The organism is Neobacillus thermocopriae (assembly GCF_010975035.1).
Taxonomy (GTDB): Bacteria; Bacillota; Bacilli; order Bacillales; family Cytobacillaceae; genus Neobacillus; species Neobacillus thermocopriae.
Genome location: NZ_JAAIUV010000031.1, coordinates 20690 through 27199 on the forward strand (window position 1 = coordinate 20690; position 6510 = coordinate 27199).

Sequence of the window (6510 nt, forward strand, 5' to 3'; positions counted from 1 at the left end):
CCTAACCCCTTGTTACGGAAATGAACTTACCCATTCAACCCTAGACGATCAAATATAGTATCCACGTGCTGGAGATGATATTTGTAATCAAAGCAATCTGCAATCTCCTCTTCAGACAACCGTGAAGTAATTTTTTCATCTGCTTCAATTAAACTGCGGAATGGAACCTGCTTTTCCCATGCCTCCATTGCTTTAGGCTGTACCGTGTCATAGGCTTCTTCACGAGATAAGCCCTTATCAATTAGTGCAAGTAGGACTCGCTGGGAGTAGATTAAACCGAGCGTGCGGTCCATATTCCGTTTCATATTTTCCGGAAATACAGTCAGGTTCTTAATGATATTGCCAAAACGGTTAAGCATGTAATTTAACGCAATGGTTGCATCAGGCAAAATAATCCGTTCTGCTGAAGAATGTGAAATGTCACGTTCATGCCATAACGGTACATTTTCATAAGCTGTCATCATATAGCCACGAATCACTCGGGCCATACCAGTCATGTTTTCAGAACCAATCGGATTTCGTTTATGCGGCATGGCAGAAGATCCTTTTTGGCCTTTAGCAAAAAACTCTTCCACCTCCCGAGTCTCGCTTTTCTGAAGTCCTCGAACCTCAACCGCAAACTTCTCAATCGAAGTAGCAATCAGCGCTAGCGTAGACATGTAATGTGCATGGCGGTCACGCTGTAAAGTCTGAGTCGAAATCGGCGCACGCTCAAGGCCTAGTTTTTCACATACATACTGCTCAACAAATGGGTCAATATTGGCATACGTACCAACTGCACCAGAGATTTTTCCAACCTCCACTCCCTTTGCAGCCTGTTTAAACCTCTCTAGGTTCCGTTTCATTTCCTCATACCATAAAGCAAGCTTTAAACCAAAAGTTGTCGGTTCGGCATGCACTCCATGGGTACGTCCCATCATGACGGTGTATTTATGTTCCTTCGCCTTGTTCTTTAAAATCTCAATAAAGTTTTCAATGTCTTTTAATAGAATGGCATTTGCCTGCTTTAACAAGTAAGAAAGTGCAGTATCCACCACATCTGTTGAAGTTAAACCGTAATGCACCCATTTCTTCTCTTCACCCAATGTTTCCGAAACTGCGCGGGTAAAAGCGACAACATCATGTCTAGTTTCCTCTTCAATCTCTTTAATTCGATCAATATTGAAGGAAGCATTCGCACGTAGTTTCGCCACATCTTCCTTTGGTATTTCTCCAAGTTCTGCCCATGCTTCACAGGCTAAAATTTCAACCTCTAGCCAGGCATTAAAACGGTTTTCCTCCGTCCAAATCGCTCCCATTTCCGGTCTTGTGTAACGTTCAATCATGTCTTATCCTCCGATCTTTTCTTTCGCTGTCTTCCAAATGTTGCTTTCTTCAATTTCTTGAAGAGCATCTTCTATTTTATCTCTTAAAATGGTGACATGGCCCATTTTTCGCTTCAATTTCGGCTCTTTTTTCCCATATAAATGAATTTTCCAGTCTGGCAACGATGGAATTTCGGAAGTTAATGTCTCAAGATGCTCTCCCAATAGGTTGACCATAACTACAGGTTTTAATAGCTTCGTGCTTCCTAATGGTAAGTTGCAGACCGCACGGATATGCTGCTCAAACTGAGATGTCATGCAAGCTTCAATCGAATAATGCCCGGAATTATGGGGTCTTGGTGCGAGCTCGTTGATGTAGATAAACTCATCCTTCGTCACAAACATCTCCACGGCAAGGGTTCCAACCAATCCCACAGAATCAGCAATCTGCCTCGCCTTTTTTATAGCCAAATTCTTAGTTTCTTCCGAAATTCGTGCTGGAACAATTGTTTGATGCAAAATATTTTCAATATGAATATTTTCCGCTACAGGAAAAATGGCCGTCTCCCCGTCCACTTTACGAGTCACGATCACGGAAATTTCTTTTTCAAAAGGGATCCATTTCTCTAATACACATGCTCCATGCTCCAAGAGAGCCTCTCCTTTAACCAAGTCCCGTTCCGAACGAATGACCAGCTGGCCTTTTCCATCATAACCGCCTCGGGCTGTTTTCAACACCGACGGGTATCCGACTGTACCTATTTTTAACCATAAATCTTCCATACTGTTAATTACTTCATAGGGGGCGACTTCCACACCAGCCTTTTGTATCGCAGCCTTTTCCGTGATACGATTCTGAGTAATTGTTAAAAGCTCCGATCCTTGAGGGACATGGGCCTGCTCACAAATCCATCGTAATGTATCTGCATCAATATTTTCAAATTCATACGTAATGACATCTGATACCTCCGCAAGTCTACTGATTGCCTCACGGTCATCGTAAGCTCCAATCACTTCTATATCAGCAACTTGTCCACACGGAGAATCTTCTGTTGGTTCCAACACTGCAATCCGGTAACCTTGTGCTTTTGCAGCTAGAGCCATCATTCTCCCAAGCTGCCCGCCTCCGATAATCCCAATTGTTGAACCAGGTAAAATGATTGGATTATACAAGCTCATCACTGCTTTCTAACACTTCTTTTTTAATGGCTTCACGTCTTGCTTCCAGCTTACCTGCAAGCTCAACATCTTCTACTGCTAATATTTGCGCCGCCAACAGTCCTGCATTTATCGCCCCTGCTTTGCCAATAGCGACTGTTGCTACCGGTACCCCGCCCGGCATCTGTACTATTGACAACAAAGAGTCCAACCCATTTAAGGCTTTACTCTGAACAGGAACCCCGATTACCGGAAGAGTAGTTTTAGCTGCTACCATTCCAGGCAGATGTGCCGCGCCGCCGGCTCCTGCAATGATCACCTTTATCCCTCTACCTCTAGCCTCTTCAGCATAAGTAAACATTAAATCAGGTGTTCGATGTGCAGATACGACCTGTTTTTCATAAGGGATTTCGAGTTGTTCTAGAATATCGCATGCATGCTTCATTGTATCCCAGTCTGACTTACTTCCCATGATGACGCCGACCAGCTTGGCCATTTTTTCTCCCCCTATCAAACTTCTATTTCGATCAGAAAAATTTAAATTTCAAAAGCTTGCTCAAATTGAAAACTAGTTAGCGTTGGAACTGTATAATTAAAAAACCCGGATCAAATGGATTCCCTCAAAGAGAAAGCCATTTGTCCGGGTATAAAAATTCCGTCAATAACAAAGTAAAGGCACTGCCCCTCATCATACCGAACATATTGACTTTCCCTCATAGTCCAATAATTTACGGTTATTGGGTAGAGACTTATGGGCCATATTCCCATAGATATATGAGGGTAAGATTATCTGTCATTCACATCCCTATCTTAACAAGTCAATCCCATGGATGTCAACCAAATTTTCGAACGTTATTTTTAATTTATACTATAATGTTCGTTTTTCGCACTATTATAATACCTATTTTATATATTATTGTTAGTGTTTTATCAGAAAAGCGCAAGTGCTCTAGTCAGCGGCGTAGGGCACTTTCCAAAGCTATTGCTTTCAAGCGTACGATGTATATCCTTCCTTGTAGTGACTTCCAACTAAGATAAACGAAACACAGCACGCCGAATATATTCGAAATATATAAGGAACTGGTTTTCAAAGCTATCGCTTATTCGAACAATTTTGCCTCAAAAACAATTTGCCGTCCTATTGGTTGATAAATTGTTTCTCCATCTTTTTTTATCTCTTGAAATATCGGCTTCTCAATCCGCCTAATAGGCATATATCCTTTCTGTTTAATTCGATCTAAACATTCATCAATACTTTCATTTTCCTGAACTTCAAATTGAACTTTTTTCTTACTCATTTAAACAATTTCCCTCTTTTCACGGATTTCACCCAAAAGCCACCGTGGATTGTTTTTGGCTCATAAGCAATAATAAATGCCTTAGGGTCGATTTCCTTAATCGTATCATACAACTTTAACTCAAATTTTCTTGGTGTCAAAATTTGCATGGCCATCCGGCCGCCTTCAAGCCCATTTGCCTCCCAGTTCGTTACCCCGTATCCTTTTTCTCTCAACACTTTGGGCAAGTTTTTGTCAAATTCCTTCGTAATCACATTGACCGTTATGTACCCCAATGCCAGCTTTTCTTCAATTTTCATTCCTACAATAACACCAATACCATAACCGACGGCATAGGCAATCAAGTTTTGAATTTCATTAAGATTGTTTAACACAAGCCCTAACCCAAGTACATAAATGACAACCTCAATCATGCTTATAAATGCGGCTAAATATCGTTGCCCCTTTAAGGTCAAAATCATCCGGATAGTAAAAAAAGATACATAAACAATATTAATAATTAATATGATAGCAACCATTATAAGGCTGTTTTCCAGCATACAATAATCCCCCTTTTATTATGCTCTCTCCACTTTAACAAATTACTCTTTTCGATCATAGACGAAATTCCTTCTTTATCAACAATTTCAGTTTAAGCTAAAATTACCATTTCCTTTTTATGACAATCACTAATCATACTTATGCAGTAATAGTCGTCTTTTTCAAATAATCCCATTTATACACCAATCTTTCTTTTTTGTGAAGATGAAAATTTATAATCTATTAGGGAAAATTAAGATAAAACTAACTACAATAAAAAGAGGCGATTGCATGATAAGGACCATCTTGTTATTCATGATTCTTTTTGTTCATTTAAGCCCCATCCAACCAGAGGCTGTGAATAACCAAAATCAATTAAAAGCGGCATTTATTAGAAATGATGATTTGTGGATAAAAATTGGAAATAAAGAAAAGCAGATTACGGCTGGTGAATATGTTAGGTATCCGAAATGGTCTCCTGATGGCCAATGGATTGCCTATATAAAATCAAAGAAAGATGGAAACATGGTTAACAATGGAGAGTTGTGGCTATTTCATATTAGATTCAATAAACATATTCATATTAAGTCTAATGTTAATAACAACTTTCAGTGGTCTCATGATCACAATAAAATTGGATTTCTTGTTAATAAAAGTTTATATGTTTTGAATACAGCATCTACCCATTCTTTTGTTCCTTTCCTTGTAGCGGAACAAGTAGATAACTTTTCTTGGCTTCCTAATGAAGAGGGGTTTTTAGTCTCAACTAGAGAAAATGAAAACCTTCATTCCAATATCATATTATCGAAAATTATCGTTAACGATAGGAATATACCTACCAGATCCCTTTTTTTTACAATTCCAATTAGAAATGATGAACTAATTGCTGGTACTAGCCAGTTTAAATGGTCTCACGATCGTAAGTGGATTAGCTTTTTATTAGTTCCTACAGCATCTATTTCTGCAGACAGTAATACTCTGTGTTTGTTAACTAGTGATGGCAAAGTTTTCCACCGTATTGATAAAGAAGTATTAAATGAAAATGACTGGTTTAAGTGGGCTCCATCATCCACATTTCTCGGATACATTAGCGGCGGAGGCAGGGAAGCAACAAATAATAAAAAGTTAACACTTGTCAGACCCCCTTCTATTCAAAAAAAATTCATTACGCCAAAGGGATTTGTTGACCGTGATTTGACTTGGAAAAATAACAACATCATTTATGTATCTCGCTCGAAAGAAAAGAAATCGGATAACCTTGAAGAGAGGTCATTACCTAATTTGTATGAAGTGAATATTTTTACAAACTCTCAAAAACAGATTACTTTTCCTCCTCAAAAAAATGGTGATTTTGTCATTGATGTTAAGAAAAAACAACTTGTGTGGATTAGAACTGATAGAAAGAAAGCCGATGTATTGATATCTAGTATGGATCAAATAAAAGAAGAAACATGGATAAAAGGTTTAACTGTGGCAAACTCATATTACGATCGGTGGAGTTGGGAAGAAGTATTTAGCTTATATAACGGAGCAAATTGAGAAATAAACTATTTTAGTCTTCGATGACTATCTGTATCAACTATTGTGTAAAAGTCCCTCTCTTTTCCTTTTTTAAACATTTAGCTTTCATCAGACAATAACAAAAAAAGACAATCATTTTGATTGTCTCAGACTGTCGACAAAATCCTTTTTTAAAGGATTTTGTCGACATTTTTTGTATAATTATGTCATAGAATATCGAGGTGATATTGAAATGCTTACTAAAAATACACAAGTAAATCGAGATCAATTAGAAATGATTACTTTAGACCAGCTGGTTCCTGAAAATCACTTGGTTCGTAAGATAGAAGCTGCTATTGATTTTTCATTTATATATAAATTAGTTGAGAATATGTATTCATCTGAACGTGGTCGTCCAAGTATTGACCCTGTTGTATTAATTAAGATGGCTTTTATTCAATATACCTTCGGTATTCGCTCTATGCGCAAAACTATTGAAGAAATTGAAACAAACCTTGCTTATCGTTGGTTCTTAGGTTTTGGGTTTCATGATAAAGTCCCCCACTTCTCAACCTTCGGAAAAAACTATGAAAGACGTTTCAAGGATACAGATCTATTTCAAAAAATCTTCTACCGCATTCTAAAAGAAGCTTCTGATAAAAAGTTGATTAGTGCTGAACATGTATTTATTGATTCTACGCATGTTAAAGCAAGTGCAAATAAACGTAAAT

At 38.1% G+C, this 6510-nt stretch carries 7 protein-coding genes and 1 riboswitch; of the genes, 2 read left to right on the plus strand and 5 right to left on the minus strand.

The window, feature by feature from the left end:
• Positions 1–26: 26 nt before the first annotated feature.
• The 5 genes from purB to G4Z05_RS14985 all read right to left on the minus strand — a co-directional run bounded on the left by purB (position 27) and on the right by G4Z05_RS14985 (position 4299).
• On the minus strand, positions 27–1325 hold the full coding sequence (purB, locus tag G4Z05_RS14965; RefSeq protein ID WP_163252599.1) for an adenylosuccinate lyase: 1299 nt from the start codon (positions 1323–1325) through the stop codon (positions 27–29).
• Positions 1326–1328: 3 nt separating this feature from the next.
• Positions 1329–2483 carry a 5-(carboxyamino)imidazole ribonucleotide synthase gene (gene purK / locus G4Z05_RS14970; protein ID WP_205597586.1) on the minus strand — a complete coding sequence of 385 codons (1155 nt, stop codon included), beginning with the start codon at positions 2481–2483 and terminating at the stop codon, positions 1329–1331.
• Complete coding sequence (purE, locus tag G4Z05_RS14975) at positions 2470–2958, minus strand: 5-(carboxyamino)imidazole ribonucleotide mutase (protein WP_163252600.1); 489 nt, start codon at positions 2956–2958, stop codon at positions 2470–2472. Before purE ends, purK begins: the two co-directional genes overlap by 14 nt.
• Before the next feature lie 200 nt (positions 2959–3158).
• A riboswitch (purine riboswitch) is annotated at positions 3159–3260 on the minus strand.
• A 302-nt stretch (positions 3261–3562) separates the two neighbouring features.
• Positions 3563–3760, minus strand: coding sequence for an NETI motif-containing protein (locus tag G4Z05_RS14980; RefSeq protein WP_163252601.1), 198 nt, complete (start codon positions 3758–3760; stop codon positions 3563–3565).
• Positions 3757–4299 carry a DUF2179 domain-containing protein gene (locus G4Z05_RS14985; RefSeq protein WP_038538831.1) on the minus strand — a complete coding sequence of 181 codons (543 nt, stop codon included), beginning with the start codon at positions 4297–4299 and terminating at the stop codon, positions 3757–3759. The genes G4Z05_RS14980 and G4Z05_RS14985 overlap by 4 nt, the downstream gene beginning before the upstream one ends.
• A gap of 271 nt (positions 4300–4570) precedes the next feature.
• Between G4Z05_RS14985 and G4Z05_RS14990 the strand changes: the two genes are divergently transcribed.
• Both G4Z05_RS14990 and G4Z05_RS14995 read left to right on the plus strand, forming a co-directional pair.
• Positions 4571–5818, plus strand: a complete 1248-nt coding sequence (locus G4Z05_RS14990) for a TolB family protein (protein WP_163252602.1) — start codon at positions 4571–4573, stop codon at positions 5816–5818.
• A gap of 214 nt (positions 5819–6032) precedes the next feature.
• A partial coding sequence (locus G4Z05_RS14995; RefSeq protein ID WP_205597402.1) for a transposase occupies positions 6033–6510 on the plus strand: 478 nt, incomplete at its 3' end.

What these genes read in the sequence shown, in the direction of transcription:
- G4Z05_RS14985 (WP_038538831.1), bottom strand. Translation starts at nt 4,299, where the DNA reads ATGCTGGAAAACAGCCTTATAATGGTTGCTATCATATTAATTATTAAT.
- G4Z05_RS14980 (WP_163252601.1), bottom strand. Translation starts at nt 3,760, where the DNA reads ATGAGTAAGAAAAAAGTTCAATTTGAAGTTCAGGAAAATGAAAGTATT.
- purE (WP_163252600.1), bottom strand. Translation starts at nt 2,958, where the DNA reads ATGGCCAAGCTGGTCGGCGTCATCATGGGAAGTAAGTCAGACTGGGAT.
- purB (WP_163252599.1), bottom strand. Translation starts at nt 1,325, where the DNA reads ATGATTGAACGTTACACAAGACCGGAAATGGGAGCGATTTGGACGGAG.
- purK (WP_205597586.1), bottom strand. Translation starts at nt 2,483, where the DNA reads ATGAGCTTGTATAATCCAATCATTTTACCTGGTTCAACAATTGGGATT.
- G4Z05_RS14990 (WP_163252602.1), top strand. Translation starts at nt 4,571, where the DNA reads ATGATAAGGACCATCTTGTTATTCATGATTCTTTTTGTTCATTTAAGC.